A 15,292-nucleotide genomic window follows, 5' to 3' on the forward strand; every position below is an offset into this window, starting at 1 on the left:
CAGTCAAAATTTGCATTATCATACTCGGCATTCAGCTCAGCGCCTAACAACGAGACGTGTAAACGGCCGGATTTAACACTAGCGCAACTGTGATGAGTAATATAGTCTCAGACCGTTTGCCGGCATGATGCCCCCCGATGACGGAACACCAAAACCGCGTATGAAAAAAAGATTCCCAACACTGCTGGCCACATTGATATGGACGGCACTATATAGCCAGCACACTCTGGCTGACCTTTCCGAGCAATGTATGCTTGGGGTACCGACCTATGACCAACCTTTGGTCACTGGCGATCCGAATCAGCTGCCGGTCCGTATTAATGCGGATAAAACCGAAGCCAATTACCCGGATAATGCCCTGTTTATCGGCAATGTTATTGTCCAGCAAGGCAATAGAACCCTGACGGCTAATCAGGTCGAACTCAATCAAGTACAGAAACCGGGCGAAGCTATCCCGGTGCGTACCGTCACCGCGACCGGTGACGTTAATTATGACGATCCGCAAATTAAGCTGGAAGGGCCGAAAGGCTGGTCAAACCTGAATACCAAAGACACTGATATGGATAAAGGCAAATATCAGATGGTTGGTCGTCAGGGGCGTGGTGAAGCAGACCAGATGAAATTACGTGGCCAAAACCGCTATACCATTTTAGAAAATGGGACATTCACCTCTTGCTTGCCTGGCGATAATAGCTGGAGCGTAGTGGGCTCCGAAGTGATCCATGACCGCGAAGAACAAGTCGCAGAAATCTGGAATGCGCGTTTTAAAATTGGCAAAGTACCGGTGTTCTATAGTCCGTACATGCAATTACCGGTGGGCGACAAACGCCGGTCTGGTTTCCTGATCCCAAATGCTAATTACACCAATAATAACGGCTTTGAATTTATACTGCCGTATTACTGGAACATTGCGCCAAACTTTGATGCCACCATCACCCCTCATTATATGGAGCGGCGTGGTTTGCAATGGCAAAATGAGTTCCGCTATTTGCTGGCTCCCGGTTCTGGCACCATGGCGTTGGATTGGCTACCGAATGACCGCTTATATCACGGCGCTGACGGCACCGATAAAGATGCGACCCGCTGGTTGTACTACTGGAGCCATTCAGGGGTGATGGATAAAGTCTGGCGCTTCAACGTCAACTATACCCGTGTCAGTGACCCAGATTACTTTACCGATTTAACCTCACAATACGGTTCGACCACTGACGGCTATGCCACACAAATTTTCAGTGTGGGTTATGCAAACCAAAACTGGGATGCCACCTTGGCCTCCAAACAGTTCCAGGTATTTGCTACCGGTGGTAACAGTAATGCTTACCGCGCCCAGCCGCAGCTGGACATGAACTACTATAAAAATGATATTGGTCCATTTGATTTACACGTCTATAGCCAAGCGGTCAAATTCACCAGTGTCAGTCCGTATAATCCGGAAGCCAGCCGTTTCCATCTCGAACCCTCAGTTAATCTGCCCTTGTCCAATGGTTGGGGTAGCTTAAATACTGAAGCTAAATTACTGGCGACACATTATCAGCAAGATGTGCCAGACGGTTTTGCCAACTACTATAAAAGGCAAAATGGTGGTGCAACCCCGCCAAACTTGAAAGACTCGGTTGATCGCGTGATGCCACAGTTTAAAGTGGACGGTAAAGTGGTCTTTGACCGGCCAATGGACTGGGCGACAGGTTTCACCCAAACCTTGGAGCCGCGCGCACAGTATCTTTACGTTCCTTACCGAAATCAGGATGATATCTATATTTACGACACCACGTTGATGCAGTCGGATTACTCCGGCCTGTTCCGTGACCGTACTTATAGTGGTCTGGACCGCATAGCTTCAGCAAATCAGGTGTCTACCGGTTTAACTTCTCGCATTTATGATGATGAACTGGTTGAACGTTTTAACGTTTCAGTGGGTCAAATCTATTACTTTAGCCGTTCGCGTACCGGTAAAATCGAAAGCATTGATAATAGTGATGATACCGGTAGCTTGGTTTGGGCGGGTGATAGCTTCTGGCGCATTAGTGATCAACTGGGTATGAAAGGCGGCGCGCAGTATGATACCCGCTTGGGGAGTTTGACTCAGGGTAATGCGGTAATGGAGTATAGGAAAGACTCAGAGCGTATGATTCAATTGAATTATCGCTATGCCAGCCCGGAATATATTCAAGCAACAGTTCCTAACGTGAGAAGCCCAGGCTACCAACAGGGTATTTCTCAGATTGGTACTACGGCCAGTTGGCCAATTGCTGACCGCTGGGCATTGGTTGGAGCTTATTATTACGATACCAAAGCCAATCAGCCTGCAAGTCAATTGGTTGGCGTACAATACAATACTTGCTGTTGGGCAATTAACTTAGGTTATGAGCGGAAAATTACGGGCTGGAATGCGCAAAATGAAACCAGTAAGTATGACAACAGAGTTAGCTTTAACATCGAATTACGTGGTCTGAGCAGCGACCATAGCCTGGGGACTACGCAGATGCTAGGCTCAGGTATTCTGCCTTATCAAAGTGCATTCTGATACTGTGTAACACACTGAATACAGTGAATTTTAACCCGCAAAAGCGGATTACATAAATGGAAAAGGTATGAAGAACTGGAGAACGCTTATTCTCGGATTGGTTGTCTGTGCCAATACCGCGTTCGCAGCACCACAAGAAGTTGATAAAGTTGCCGCAGTGGTTGATAACGGCGTCGTCCTGCAAAGCGATGTCGACGGTCTGTTACAATCAGTGAAACTGAATGCACAGCAAGCCGGACAAGAAGTGCCGGATGATGCGACTTTGCGTCATCAAATTCTTGAGCGTCTGATTATGGATAATATCCAATTACAGATGGCTAAGAAGATGGGCATTACCATCAGCGACGAAGCGCTGGATAAAGCTATTGCTGATATTGCCGCGCAAAACCGAATGACTCCTGACCAGATGCGTAGCCGTTTAGCGGCCGACGGTCTGAATTACGACACTTACCGTGAACAGATCCGCAAAGAAATGCTGACGTCAGAAGTGCGCAACAATGAAGTGCGCCGTCGCATTACTATTCTGCCGCAAGAAGTTGAATCGCTGGCCAAGCAAGTGGGTAACCAAACTAGCGGTGATGCGGAATTGAACCTCAGCCACATACTGATTCCATTACCTGAAAATCCGTCGCAACAACAGGTTGATCAGGCTGAAAATGTGGCTAACAAGTTAGTATCTGACATTAAAGGCGGAGCTGATTTTGGTAAATTGGCTATTGCCAACTCAGCTGACTCTCAGGCGTTGAAAGGCGGCCAGATGGGTTGGGGTAAATTGCAGGAATTACCTTCTTTGTTTGCGGAAAGACTGCAATCGGCTAACAAAGGTGATGTTGTTGGTCCAATCCGTTCCGGTGTCGGCTTCCATATTCTGAAAGTGAATGATATCCGTGGGGCTGATAACACGGTTTCCGTTACCGAAGTTCACGCCCGCCACATCTTGTTGAAACCGTCACCTCTTATGACTGACGATCAAGCTCGTGCCAAATTAGCGGCTGCGGCTGCGGATATTAAGAGCGGAAAAGCCAACTTCGCCACTATCGCCAAAGAAATTTCTCAGGATCCGGGTTCTGCTATGCAAGGCGGTGACTTGGGTTGGGCTTCGCCAGATATTTATGATCCCGCATTCCGTGATGCGCTGATGAAACTGAAAAAAGGCGAAATCAGTACACCGGTTCATTCTTCTTTCGGCTGGCATTTAATTGAGGTTGTTGATACCCGTCAGGTAGACAAAACTGATGCAGCACAGAAAGATCGGGCGTACCGTATGCTCTTTAGCCGTAAGTTTGCAGAAGAAGCTCAAACCTGGATGCAAGAGCAACGCGCCGCAGCTTATGTGAAAATTCTTGATGGTAGTGATGCGAAAACACAATAATCGGATTGTTATCACCCCCGGCGAGCCTGCCGGGGTTGGGCCGGATTTAGTCGTCGCCTTAGCGCAGCAGGATTGGCCTGTTGAGCTGGTGGTGTGCGCTGATCCGGCCTTGCTACTTGCTCGTGCCAGTCAACTTAACCTGCCATTGCAGCTACGTGAATATCAGCAAGGTAAGCCCGCATTGGCGCAACAAGCGGGCACTCTGACTATCTTGCCGGTGAAAACTGTCGTTGAGGTGATTCCCGGTCAGCTTGATGTCAGAAATAGCCACTATGTGGTGGAGACACTGGCTAAAGCCTGTGATGGTGCAATCAGTGGCGAATTTGCTGCATTGGTCACCGGCCCGGTACAGAAAAGTATTATCAATGATGCGGGTATCCCCTTTATCGGGCACACTGAGTTCTTTGCTGACCGTAGTCTCTGCCCACGGGTGGTGATGATGTTGGCAACAGAAGAGTTGCGGGTCGCGCTGGCAACCACTCACTTGCCTTTACTGGCAGTGCCGGGGGCTATCACTCAGGCGAGTCTGCATGAAGTTATCACCATTCTTGATAATGACTTGAAAACCAAATTTGGTATTAGCCAACCACAGATTTATGTGTGTGGGCTTAATCCGCATGCGGGTGAAGGTGGCCATATGGGCCATGAAGAGATCGATACCATTATTCCCGCGTTAGATGCATTGCGTCAGCAAGGAATAAACCTTATCGGTCCGCTCCCCGCAGACACACTATTTCAGCCTAAATATCTGCAACATGCGGATGCCGTTCTTGCCATGTACCATGATCAAGGGCTGCCAGTACTGAAATATCAAGGGTTTGGCCGAGCTGTCAATATCACACTTGGACTACCTTATATCCGCACATCTGTGGATCACGGTACCGCTTTAGAACTCGCCGCAACCGGTTCTGCCGATGTCGGCAGTTTCATTACGGCATTAAACTTAGCCATTAAAATGATAAATAATAGCAATGAATAATAGAGTCCACCAAGGGCACTTTGCCCGCAAACGCTTTGGACAAAACTTTTTAAACGATCAGTTTGTCATCGACAGCATTGTCTCCGCTATCCATCCGGTTCCCGGTGAAGCGGTAGTTGAGATTGGCCCCGGTTTAGGCGCATTGACTGAACCAGTTGCCGCTCGTATGGATCATATGACAGTCATCGAGCTAGACCGCGATTTGGCTGCTCGTCTGGCCAGCCATCCTCAACTGAAAGACAAGCTCACTATTCATCAAGAAGATGCGATGAAAATCAATTTTTCTGAGCTAGCAGAGCAAGCAGGGCAATCATTACGGGTCTTTGGTAACCTGCCCTACAATATCTCTACCCCGCTGATGTTTCATCTTTTCAGCTATACTAATGCAATCCGCGACATGCATTTCATGTTGCAAAAAGAAGTGGTTAACCGCCTGGTTGCAGGGCCTAACAGTAAAGCTTATGGCCGTCTGACAGTAATGGCGCAATACTATTGCAACGTCATCCCTGTGCTGGAAGTGCCGCCAACTGCATTTACCCCGGCCCCGAAAGTGGATTCGGCCGTGGTGCGTCTTATTCCTCATGTGAATATGTCAAATCCAGTGGGTGATGTGCGAATGCTGACCCGCATTACCACGCAAGCATTCAACCAGCGCAGAAAAACCGTGCGTAATAGCTTGGGTGACCTATTCACTTCAGAGCAATTAATCGAATTAGGTATTGACCCGATAATGCGGGCAGAGAATATCTCGGTAGCACAATACTGTAAGCTGGCGAACTGGCTTTCAGCTCAATCGGCACCACAAGAATAAGCAGGAGCACATTATGATTGAACAGCCCCGCGTTTGTGTACAGGTACAAAGTATCTATGTGGAAACTCAGTCGATACCTGATGAAGAGCGTTTTGTCTTCGCCTATACCGTGACAATTCGTAATTTAGGCCGTTCAAATGTGCAACTTATTGGCCGCTATTGGTTAATTACCAATAGCAATGGCCGACAGACAGAAGTTCAGGGCGAAGGAGTCATTGGCGAACAGCCGTTGATCCTGCCAGGTAACGAGTTCCAATACACCAGCGGAGCTGTTCTAGAAACGCCGCTGGGTACCATGGAAGGGCATTATGAGATGGTTGACCACCTCGGTCAGGCTTTCCGTACTGTGATTCCGGTGTTCCGTTTAGCGATCCCCGCACTTATCCATTAACCCTGACCTCAACTATGTCTACTTATCTTATTGGCGATGTTCATGGCTGCCTTGATGAGTTACTCGCGCTATTAGCGCAAGTGAACTTTGACTCGCAGCAAGATACCTTGTGGCTGACCGGTGACTTAGTTGCCCGAGGCCCGGCCTCACTGGATGTATTACGTTACGTCCGCTCACTAGGGCCAGCCGTACGGATGGTTCTGGGGAATCATGACCTGCATTTGCTGGCGGTTTATGCTGGCATCAGCCGCAATAAACCCAAAGACCGCATCACTCCGCTGCTTGAAGCCCCGGATGCTGACGAACTCATTAATTGGTTACGCCGCCAACCGGTTTTGCAGGTTGATGACGAATTAAAATTGATTATGGCCCATGCCGGTATTACCCCTCAGTGGGATATAGAAACAGCCCAGATGTGTGCCCGTGAAGTCGAGGCCGTCTTAAGTAGTGATAGTTACCCGCTATTCCTTGATGCAATGTACGGTGATATGCCCAACAACTGGTCACCAGAATTGACGGGGTTAGCGCGTTTGCGTTTTAGCACTAATGCATTGACCCGCATGCGTTTTTGCTTCCCAAATGGGCAACTGGATATGATCTGTAAAGACACGCCAGAAAATGCCCCTGCCCCACTTAAACCTTGGTTTGAGCTACCGCGACTGGTCAGCCCTGAGTATTCAATTATCTTTGGTCACTGGGCATCGCTGGAAGGAAAAGGTGTCCCTGAAGGAATTTATGGGCTGGATACCGGTTGTTGTTGGGGAGGCAATTTAACCTTGCTCCGTTGGGAAGATAAATGTTATTTCACACAACCTGCTTTCAAAGTTGAAGCTGGAATGAGTCATGCTGATGAATTATCGCCAACAGCAGAGAATCCTCCCAACTATTTATAAATTACAACAAAGATAAAGGTGCATACTAAAATGTACCTTTATCTTTTATTAGGGTGTCGTCAATATTATTTTCTAACATTTCAATTTCCGCCGAAACCAACCCAATTACGCCACTGAGTAGTCCGACCAATCCCATATCACTCATACTAAAATCACAAATTTCACGCCGCTCAGCATGACATAATCTATCAACGTTCAATTTACTGTTAGTCATATTATGATTTCTCTTTTCATCACACCAAGACATTGCCATTAAACAGTTAAAAAATGAAGACATCCTAATAATAAGAATAGATCATGAAGGAAATATGACATTAAAATGTAGAATAAAATATCATTGTGACGATACGTTATCAGAACTACAATACGTTATCAGAATGTTGCTTTATAAGCCGATACAACATCATGGGTAAGCCGCTTTAAAATACATTGGTTAGTGTGAGTCGCAGTACACATATAAGCTTCGCTACCATATAATAACTCAGGGCTTTTTAACCAATTTATTTCCCCCTCAATCGAAAGATACATTCCGCCATCACCCAAGCTATCCTCATCTCGAAAATACATATCAACTGAACCAAACTCCAGAGAATATTTACAACTGGTTAATGTGCCAATTTTCTGATCGAGGTTTTTATATGGGATATAAATAACATGCATAAAAGAATTAATATACCCATTATTTTCAGTACCAAGAGAAACTCCCAGCCATTTACCATCATTACTGGTGTAAACACCTTGCTGATGGTTAATTTCAGATTTACTGGGACATGAAAATTTTTCATCCGCTAATATATATTGACTAAATAAAAACAAAGATAGCGCTACTAGTTTATTTGTCATCTTACTCTCTCATGTTTTAGGTATGCAATATTAGGTTGGTTTCATTATCTCTATTCATATAGCTATCGCTACGATTAAAAGATTAACATTCATGAGAGAATTGAAAACATCAAATAGTAATAAAATATCATTATTAATTAATAAGTAGTATTCCAAAAAAAAGAAAGGCTCATCAATTAATAATGAGCCTTTCTGTCTGATCATATTGTTATCGCAATTAGCGGCGCTCAAGGATCTCGAAGCAATAGCTGTGTGAATTAGCCTCGTCTGCATCATGGAACTCACTAAAGGTGCTTTCCCATTCATCAGGCTCATAGTCTGGGAAATGAGTATCACCACCAACTTCAGCATCAATGTGAGTGAGATACATGCGGTTAGCGCGGTCTAAAAATTGCTTATAGACACGCCCCCCCCCCATCACCATCACTTCTTCTACATTCCCCGCCAAGGCCAGCGCATCATCAATAGAGGTAGCCCATGTCACGCGGTCATCAGTGCCCGGTTGGCTACTGATAACAATATTCAACCGCCCAGGTAGAGGGCGGCCGATAGATTCGAATGTCTTGCGACCCATAATTACCGGTTTATTTAGCGTGTTACGTTTGAACCACGCTAAGTCAGCCGGTAAGTGCCATGGCATGGCGTTTTCCATACCAATAACGCGATCTGCTGCCAATGCAGCGATCAGGCTGATAATCATTATTAAACCCTGTAGGCTGCGAGAGCCAGTCCCGAAAAATTGCTCACACTATACGGAAAGCCTAATCCAGCGTCGATAGCGATAAGCAGACTAATCACACATATAAGACTGCTCCTAGCCCGATGCAAAAGACAGGGAAGAAAAAAACCCTTATACACCAGGACGTTTGCGATATAACCATAATCCAGGCAAGGATAAACCAATCGACAACGCACCGACAATAAATGATGCCTTCAAGAAATTAGTCACCATCGTGGACATTAATGCCTCGGTGTAACCCAGATGAGAAATCTCTACGACTGATATCATCGCGGTGTAAGCAGAAATCCCAGGGAACATCGGAATGACGGCAGCAACAGTGAAGACTTTCGGGTGCGCCAACAACCAGCGCGACCAATTAATTCCGATGACGCCAATCATAACTGAAGCCAATAATGAAGCTAGCTCGATATTCATACCAAAATGAATCATCAGCATGCGCGAGCCGTGCCCAACAGCCCCCAGCAATGCGCAGTAGCGTAATGCCCGCACCGGCACATTAAATACCATAGCAAAACCCAGCGCCGGAATAGCCGCCAACACCATATCTTGCAATAATGCCCAGAGTAAATTCATCACCATCCGCGTAATCCCCACGCCGCCATCGCGAATATCACCCCAATACAGGTTGATAACGTCAATAAACTGGCCATTGCCCAACGAGCAAGACCCGTATTCACGTGCCCTTTAAACATATCGGCGACTGCATTGATCAGTGGGAATCCGGGAACTAACAACAGCACACTCGCCGCCATTGCTACACTGGAAGCCTCGTGGAAAAACGGTAAACGCATTAATAGCCCAGAAACGGATGTTGCGACAAACGCGGTAATACAGAAGTTAATCAGCGGGTTCATATGGCGTGCCGTTAAGCTTTGGCGCACAAACATCGCCAGCCCACTGGCTAAGAAAGTGATGGAAAATGCATCCCAACCGCCGCCATTTAACTTGCTAAAACAGCCGCATGATAAGGCGACCATCACCACCACTAGCCAGCGCGGATACCGCAGCGGCTTAATATGCTCAAGGCGTTTTTCCACATCTTTTATATCTAACAAATGATGTTCCGCCATAATCACAATATGCTGCACCTCCGTCACGACATGCATATTGATGCCACGGTCAATATTTTTGCGGGTAGATGTCAGGCAATTGCCCTGGCTGATGGTGGTTAACACCACGGCATTAGCTGAAATGGAACTTTCGACACTGTCCATCCCCAAAGCGATACCAAGGCGCGCGGATAGCTGCTCAACCAGCATACTTTCTGCACCGTGTTGTAGCAGCAGCAATGCACACTTGATACACAAGCGTGTGATTTCCCGCTGTTTCTGATTTGGTACGTCACTGCTTATCACATTGTCCAGACTCATATTCGCGCATCACTATCCATCAAAAGAGTAAAAGATAAATGCAGGGAAACCCCGGTAGCGCTATTATCGTCAGAACGCGCCACTCTCACTGGGTATCCCTTATGCTTGAAACCTCTTTATTCGTCGCAACTATTGCTACATTGGGGATGCTCTCCCCCGGCCCTGATTTTTTTCTGGTGATTAAAAACGCCGCCCGCTATCGTCGCCCCGCAGCAATGATGACAGCACTCGGCGTCATTTTGGGCGTCGCTACACATATGTCTTATTGCGTAGCTGGCCTGGCCGTGGTTATCACCACCACACCGTGGCTGTTCAATTTCCTGAAATATGCCGGGGCCTGCTATTTAATCTGGATTGGTATCCAGGCACTGCTGTCGCGCGGAGAAAGTAAACTCAGCATCGGTAGCACCACACTCTCCCCCATTACACTGAAAGCCGCATTCTTGCAGGGATACCTTTGCAATTTATTGAATCCCAAAGCAACTCTCTTTTTCCTCGCCGTTTTCACCCAAATATTGCAGATTAACTCCGGCGTGGGTGAAAAACTGTGGTACGCCTCAATCATCTGGGTACTGGCCGTCATTTGGTGGCCTTTGCTGGTTATTCTGATTCAAAGTGCACCAGTACGCCGTGGTTTGGCGAAAGCGCAAAAAGTTGTCGATAAGCTACTCGGTGGGCTATTAATAGGTTTGGGTATCAAAGTCGCTTTAAGCTAGTTAAACCGGCTGTGAGCCGCCGGACTATAAGCTACTCCCCACAACCCGCACGAACATTGATCTTCACCAATGTTGTTTATGAACAATACTATCGTTTATGAATAATACTTCTGCGTATAAGAAACACTGTTTCGGTGAGTAAAAAGCGCGATTTTATAAATAATAAGCATAAAAAAGGGCGATGTTTCCATCGCCCGCTTTCTTACAATCTAAATTAACCTTTCATATTCTTAATCTTGGCGTGCATCTCTTGTACTGAAATCACTTGCTCGGTTGGGTCAGAATTCAGCGCCATTGCCGTCGCGAAGCCGCCATTCAAGGTCGTGTCGTAATGCACTTTGTATTGCAATGCACTACGGCGGATCAGCTTAGAGTCTTCAATCGCCTGACGCCCGGCTGTGGTATTCACGATATAAGTGTATTCGCCATTCTTGATGCGATCCTGAATGTGCGGACGGCCTTCATGCACCTTGTTGACCAAGCGCGGATTTATCCCCGCCTCGCCCAGCACCACCGCTGTACCGTGAGTTGCATCCAATTCAAAGCCCTGTTTCAGCAGCTTCGCGGCTAAATCAACCACCCGATGCTTATCCCCCTCGCGTACAGATAACAGTGCGCGGCCACTCTTTTTCATACCAGACTGGCTGCCCAGCATCGCTTTAGAGAAAGCTTCAGCGAAGGTACGGCCAACCCCCATAACTTCACCGGTAGAGCGCATTTCTGGCCCTAAAATCGGGTCAACACCAGGGAATTTGTTGAATGGCAGCACCACTTCTTTGACCGAGTAGTAAGGCGGGATAATTTCTTCCAGAACCCCTTGCTGTGCCAATGTCTGCCCCACCATCACACGAGCGGCAATTTTTGCCAGTGGCATGCCAGTTGCTTTAGAGACGAATGGCACAGTACGCGCCGCACGAGGGTTAACTTCAATCAGATAAACTTCGTTATTCTTCACCGCAAACTGCACGTTCATCAAGCCACGAACACAAAGCTCAAAGGCCAGTTTTTCTACCTGCTGGCGCATAACATCCTGAATTTCCTTGCTCAGGGTGTAAGCTGGCAATGAACAAGCTGAGTCACCGGAGTGAACCCCTGCTTGCTCGATGTGTTCCATAATGCCGCCGATTAACACGCGCTCGCCGTCACAAATGGCATCAACATCCACTTCTACTGCATCATCAAGGAAGCGGTCGAGCAGCACCGGCGCATCATTTGACACACTGACAGCATTTTGGAAGTAGCGGCGTAGGTCGACTTCGTCATACACGATTTCCATCGCGCGGCCACCCAACACATAAGAGGGGCGAACCACCAGCGGGTAACCCAAACCCGCTGCTTTTTCAACAGCTTGCTCGATAGTCGCTACCGTGGCGTTTGCCGGCTGTTTCAAACCCAGACGATTAACCGCCTGTTGGAAACGCTCGCGGTCTTCGGCACGGTCAATAGCATCCGGGCTGGTGCCGATAATAGGTACACCGGCCGCTTCCAACTCACGCGCTAATTTCAGTGGTGTTTGACCACCATATTGCACGATAACGCCCTGCGGTTTCTCGATACGGACGATCTCCAACACATCTTCCAGTGTCACTGACTCAAAATAGAGGCGGTCAGAAGTGTCGTAATCAGTGGAAACCGTTTCTGGGTTGCAGTTCACCATGATGGTTTCATAACCATCTGCACGCAGTGCCAGTGATGCATGTACACAGCAATAGTCGAATTCAATCCCCTGGCCGATACGGTTCGGGCCGCCGCCCAGCACCATCACTTTCGGGCGATCGCTGGTTGGGTTGGATTCGCACTCTTCTTCATAGGTAGAGTACATGTAAGCGGTGTCGGTGGAGAACTCAGCCGCACAGGTATCTACGCGCTTATAAACCGGGTGCAAACCCTGTTTGTAACGTAATTTGCGCACTTCGCTTTCAGCCGCGCCGACCAATTTCGCCAGACGGGCATCGGCGAAACCTTTGCGTTTCAACTGGCGCATATACTCAGCATTCAGGCCATTGATACCGCACTCCGCCACGTTTTCTTCTAAGCGCACCAGTTCTTCAATCTGCACCAGGAACCAGCGGTCGACGTTAGTCAGGTTAAAGACGCCATCAACAGACATACCGGCGCGGAATGCATCGGCGATATACCAAATTCGGTCAGAACCCGCTTCTTTCAATTCACGGCGGATCTTAGTCAGGGCCTCTGGATCATCAAGGCTGACTTTAGGATCAAAACCGGTCACGCCAACTTCCAGACCCCGCAATGCTTTTTGCAGTGATTCCTGTAATGTGCGGCCAATCGCCATCACTTCACCCACAGATTTCATCTGTGTGGTCAGGCGGTCATTAGCGCCAGCAAATTTTTCGAAGTTAAAGCGCGGGATTTTGGTGACAACATAGTCGATGGATGGCTCGAAGGAAGCCGGAGTACGGCCACCGGTGATGTCATTCATCAACTCATCCAGCGTATAGCCCACCGCCAGTTTGGCAGCAATCTTGGCGATCGGGAAGCCAGTGGCTTTAGAGGCCAGAGCGGAGGAGCGGGACACGCGCGGGTTCATTTCGATCACGATCAAACGGCCATTCTTCGGGTTCACCGAGAATTGCACATTAGAGCCGCCGGTCTCTACGCCAATTTCACGCAATACCGCCATCGAGGCGTTACGCATGATTTGATATTCTTTGTCAGTCAGGGTCTGCGCCGGGGCAACAGTGATGGAGTCGCCGGTATGAATGCCCATGGCATCGAAGTTTTCGATGGAGCAAACGATGATGCAGTTGTCATTTTTGTCGCGGACAACTTCCATCTCATATTCTTTCCAACCAATCAGTGACTCATCAATCAGCAACTCTTTAGTTGGCGATAAATCTAGACCGCGCTCGCAAATTTCTTCAAACTCTTCGCGGTTATACGCAATGCCGCCACCGGTGCCGCCCATGGTAAAGGATGGGCGGATAATGCAAGGGAAGCCGACGTCAGCTGCAACAGCCAATGCTTCTTCCATATTGTGCGCGATACCTGAACGGGCGGTATCCAGACCAATTTTCTTCATCGCGATATCAAAGCGACGGCGGTCTTCCGCTTTATCGATAGCATCAGCGGTAGCACCAATCATGGTGACACCGAATTCAGCTAGAACACCTTCGCGTTCTAATTCTAATGCGCAGTTCAGTGCGGTTTGGCCGCCCATGGTCGGCAATACTGCGTCCGGGCGCTCTTTTTCAATGATTTTGCGCACAACTTCCCAGTGAATCGGCTCGATATAAGTGGCATCGGCCATCTCTGGGTCGGTCATGATAGTGGCGGGGTTAGAGTTCACCAGAATAACGCGGTAACCCTCTTCACGCAGTGCCTTACAAGCCTGAGCACCGGAATAGTCAAATTCACAGGCCTGACCGATAACAATGGGGCCAGCGCCCAAAATCAGGATGCTTTTTATATCTGTACGTTTTGGCATGGTTTGACGCTCCTGATTATTTATGGGTATGGCTAGCAGCCGTCGCACGGTAAGCTTCAATCAACTCAATAAAGTGATCAAACAGCGGGGCGGCATCGTGCGGCCCAGGACTGGCTTCCGGGTGACCTTGGAAACTGAATGCTGCTTTATCAGTGCGGTGAATCCCTTGCAGGGAACCATCGAACAAAGAAACGTGTGTAGTGCGCAAGTTAGATGGCAATGTGCTTTCATCGACAGCAAAACCGTGGTTCTGCGCGGTGATCATCACACAATCAGCACCCAAATCTTTCACCGGATGGTTGCCACCATGATGACCAAATTTCATTTTGATGGTTTTTGCGCCGCTAGCCAATGCCAGCAGTTGATGACCTAAACAGATGCCAAACACCGGAATGTCGGTTTCGAGGAAGCGTTTAATCGCCGCGATGGCATAATCGCATGGCTCTGGGTCACCAGGGCCGTTGGATAAGAAAATGCCATCTGGATTGAGCTTCAGAACCTCTTCAGCCGGGGTCTGGGCCGGAACCACCGTCAGGCGGCAACCGCGATCAACCAACATGCGCAGAATATTGCGTTTTACACCGTAGTCATAAGCCACAACATGGAATGGCAGGTCTTCCGCTGGCTTCGCCGCAGGTAAGTCACCTTCCAGAGTCCAGCTACCTTGCAGCCAGTGATAAGCTTCTTTGGTGGTAACTTCCTTGGCCAGATCCATCCCTTTCAAACCGGGGAATGCTTTGGCTTTTTCCAGCGCCAGCGCAGCATCAGATAAGTCACCCACAATAATACAGCCGTTTTGAGCGCCCTTCTCGCGCAGCAACCGTGTCAGCTTACGCGTATCGATATCTGCAATCGCAACAATGTTGTGACGCTTGAGATACTCAGCTAAGCCTTCTTCATTACGATAGTTGCTGGCAATCAATGGCAGGTCGCGAATAACAAGACCTTGGGCGTGTACTGCGGAGGATTCTTCATCGGAGGCATTAGTGCCGACATTGCCGATATGAGGATAAGTAAGAGTGACGATCTGGCGGGAGTAGGAAGGATCAGTAAGGATTTCTTGATAACCGGTCATCGACGTATTGAAGACCACTTCCCCCACTGCCGTACCTTCTGCCCCGATGGCCCGACCGTGAAATTGGGTTCCGTCTTCGAGAACCAATAGCGCTGACTTAATCAAAACATCCTCCAGGGAATAAACAG

Annotated in this window: 14 protein-coding genes; 7 read left to right on the forward strand and 7 right to left on the reverse strand. The window is 48.2% G+C overall.

The annotated features are described in order from the left end of the window. The first annotated feature begins 160 nt into the window (after positions 1-160). The 6 genes from lptD to apaH all read left to right on the forward strand — a co-directional run bounded on the left by lptD (position 161) and on the right by apaH (position 6,970). Positions 161-2,524, forward strand: a complete 2,364-nt coding sequence (gene lptD, locus OVO64_RS13250; protein WP_038636373.1) for an LPS assembly protein LptD — start codon at positions 161-163, stop codon at positions 2,522-2,524. A 67-nt stretch (positions 2,525-2,591) separates the two neighbouring features. Continuing rightward, complete coding sequence (gene surA, locus OVO64_RS13255) at positions 2,592-3,896, forward strand: peptidylprolyl isomerase SurA (protein WP_038636376.1); 1,305 nt, start codon at positions 2,592-2,594, stop codon at positions 3,894-3,896. Further along, entirely contained in the window at positions 3,880-4,875 is a 996-nt protein-coding gene (gene pdxA / locus OVO64_RS13260; RefSeq protein WP_050291624.1) for a 4-hydroxythreonine-4-phosphate dehydrogenase PdxA, read from the forward strand. Before surA ends, pdxA begins: the two co-directional genes overlap by 17 nt. Beyond that, the gene (gene rsmA, locus OVO64_RS13265; protein ID WP_038636379.1) at positions 4,868-5,686 is read left to right on the forward strand and encodes a 16S rRNA (adenine(1518)-N(6)/adenine(1519)-N(6))-dimethyltransferase RsmA; all 819 of its coding nucleotides are present in this window, start codon (positions 4,868-4,870) and stop codon (positions 5,684-5,686) included. The genes pdxA and rsmA overlap by 8 nt, the downstream gene beginning before the upstream one ends. A gap of 13 nt (positions 5,687-5,699) precedes the next feature. Continuing rightward, a complete protein-coding gene (apaG, locus tag OVO64_RS13270; RefSeq protein ID WP_032820792.1) occupies positions 5,700-6,077 on the forward strand; it encodes a Co2+/Mg2+ efflux protein ApaG in 378 nt (125 codons plus the stop codon). Between the two features lie 14 nt (positions 6,078-6,091). Beyond that, entirely contained in the window at positions 6,092-6,970 is an 879-nt protein-coding gene (gene apaH, locus OVO64_RS13275) for a bis(5'-nucleosyl)-tetraphosphatase (symmetrical) ApaH (protein WP_038636383.1), read from the forward strand. A gap of 25 nt (positions 6,971-6,995) precedes the next feature. Here apaH and OVO64_RS13280 read toward each other — a convergent pair whose 3' ends face one another. The 5 genes from OVO64_RS13280 to OVO64_RS13300 form a co-directional block, all read right to left on the reverse strand. Further along, the gene (locus tag OVO64_RS13280; RefSeq protein ID WP_038636386.1) at positions 6,996-7,184 is read right to left on the reverse strand and encodes a hypothetical protein; all 189 of its coding nucleotides are present in this window, start codon (positions 7,182-7,184) and stop codon (positions 6,996-6,998) included. A 158-nt stretch (positions 7,185-7,342) separates the two neighbouring features. Next, positions 7,343-7,813: a DUF3757 domain-containing protein gene (locus OVO64_RS13285; RefSeq protein ID WP_038636388.1), complete on the reverse strand. Its 471-nt coding sequence runs from the start codon at positions 7,811-7,813 to the stop codon at positions 7,343-7,345. 217 nt (positions 7,814-8,030) lie between these two features. Next, positions 8,031-8,513 (reverse strand): type 3 dihydrofolate reductase, encoded by a 483-nt coding sequence (gene folA / locus OVO64_RS13290; RefSeq protein ID WP_038636391.1) that lies wholly within the window; start codon positions 8,511-8,513, stop codon positions 8,031-8,033. A gap of 150 nt (positions 8,514-8,663) precedes the next feature. Next, the gene (locus OVO64_RS13295; RefSeq protein ID WP_038639826.1) at positions 8,664-9,128 is read right to left on the reverse strand and encodes a threonine/serine exporter; all 465 of its coding nucleotides are present in this window, start codon (positions 9,126-9,128) and stop codon (positions 8,664-8,666) included. Beyond that, entirely contained in the window at positions 9,128-9,925 is a 798-nt protein-coding gene (locus OVO64_RS13300) for a threonine/serine ThrE exporter family protein (RefSeq protein ID WP_038636393.1), read from the reverse strand. Before OVO64_RS13300 ends, OVO64_RS13295 begins: the two co-directional genes overlap by 1 nt. Before the next feature lie 101 nt (positions 9,926-10,026). Here OVO64_RS13300 and OVO64_RS13305 point away from each other — a divergent pair, with 101 nt between their 5' ends. Continuing rightward, complete coding sequence (locus OVO64_RS13305; RefSeq protein ID WP_038636395.1) at positions 10,027-10,641, forward strand: LysE family transporter; 615 nt, start codon at positions 10,027-10,029, stop codon at positions 10,639-10,641. A 214-nt stretch (positions 10,642-10,855) separates the two neighbouring features. Here OVO64_RS13305 and carB read toward each other — a convergent pair whose 3' ends face one another. Further along, positions 10,856-14,089 (reverse strand): carbamoyl-phosphate synthase large subunit, encoded by a 3,234-nt coding sequence (gene carB / locus OVO64_RS13310; protein WP_038636397.1) that lies wholly within the window; start codon positions 14,087-14,089, stop codon positions 10,856-10,858. A 16-nt stretch (positions 14,090-14,105) separates the two neighbouring features. Next, the gene (carA, locus tag OVO64_RS13315) at positions 14,106-15,269 is read right to left on the reverse strand and encodes a glutamine-hydrolyzing carbamoyl-phosphate synthase small subunit (protein ID WP_038636400.1); all 1,164 of its coding nucleotides are present in this window, start codon (positions 15,267-15,269) and stop codon (positions 14,106-14,108) included. Between the last annotated feature and the right edge of the window lie 23 nt (positions 15,270-15,292).

Source organism: Yersinia sp. Marseille-Q5920, assembly GCF_946902935.1.
GTDB classification, from domain to species: Bacteria; Pseudomonadota; Gammaproteobacteria; order Enterobacterales; family Enterobacteriaceae; genus Yersinia; species Yersinia rochesterensis.

Coding starts and splice junctions, on each gene's coding strand:
- lptD (WP_038636373.1), top strand. CDS start 161: ATGAAAAAAAGATTCCCAACACTGCTGGCCACATTGATATGGACGGCA.
- carB (WP_038636397.1), bottom strand. CDS start 14,089: ATGCCAAAACGTACAGATATAAAAAGCATCCTGATTTTGGGCGCTGGC.
- OVO64_RS13280 (WP_038636386.1), bottom strand. CDS start 7,184: ATGACTAACAGTAAATTGAACGTTGATAGATTATGTCATGCTGAGCGG.
- apaH (WP_038636383.1), top strand. CDS start 6,092: ATGTCTACTTATCTTATTGGCGATGTTCATGGCTGCCTTGATGAGTTA.
- OVO64_RS13285 (WP_038636388.1), bottom strand. CDS start 7,813: ATGACAAATAAACTAGTAGCGCTATCTTTGTTTTTATTTAGTCAATAT.
- surA (WP_038636376.1), top strand. CDS start 2,592: ATGAAGAACTGGAGAACGCTTATTCTCGGATTGGTTGTCTGTGCCAAT.
- folA (WP_038636391.1), bottom strand. CDS start 8,513: ATGATTATCAGCCTGATCGCTGCATTGGCAGCAGATCGCGTTATTGGT.
- OVO64_RS13300 (WP_038636393.1), bottom strand. CDS start 9,925: ATGAGTCTGGACAATGTGATAAGCAGTGACGTACCAAATCAGAAACAG.
- pdxA (WP_050291624.1), top strand. CDS start 3,880: ATGCGAAAACACAATAATCGGATTGTTATCACCCCCGGCGAGCCTGCC.
- OVO64_RS13305 (WP_038636395.1), top strand. CDS start 10,027: ATGCTTGAAACCTCTTTATTCGTCGCAACTATTGCTACATTGGGGATG.
- apaG (WP_032820792.1), top strand. CDS start 5,700: ATGATTGAACAGCCCCGCGTTTGTGTACAGGTACAAAGTATCTATGTG.
- rsmA (WP_038636379.1), top strand. CDS start 4,868: ATGAATAATAGAGTCCACCAAGGGCACTTTGCCCGCAAACGCTTTGGA.
- OVO64_RS13295 (WP_038639826.1), bottom strand. CDS start 9,128: ATGAATTTACTCTGGGCATTATTGCAAGATATGGTGTTGGCGGCTATT.